At 50.6% G+C, this 231-nt stretch carries 1 pseudogene; it reads right to left on the bottom strand.

What is annotated here, in order from left to right:
• A pseudogene (locus tag SORDD16_RS12185) lies at window positions 1–231 on the bottom strand (hypothetical protein); the annotation flags it as partial.

Here is a 231-nt window from a genome sequence, read left to right as displayed (position 1 = left end):
CACCAGCTTGAGCAACAGCGTAAGTGCCTCAATCAGTGCGAGCCAATCAGCAAGTACAAGCTTGAGCAACAGCGTAAGTGCATCAATCAGTGCGAGCCAATCAGCAAGCACCAGCTTGAGCAACAGCGTAAGTGCATCAATCAGTGCATCTGAATCAGCAAGCACCAGCTTGAGCAACAGCGTAAGTGCCTCAATCAGTGCGAGCCAATCAGCAAGCACAAGCTTGAGCAA

Origin of the sequence: Streptococcus oralis (assembly GCF_001578945.1) — a bacterium.
Classification (GTDB): domain Bacteria; phylum Bacillota; class Bacilli; order Lactobacillales; family Streptococcaceae; genus Streptococcus; species Streptococcus oralis_Q.
Note: the sequence above shows the minus strand (reverse complement) of the source record. Positions and strands in the feature narration are given on the sequence as shown.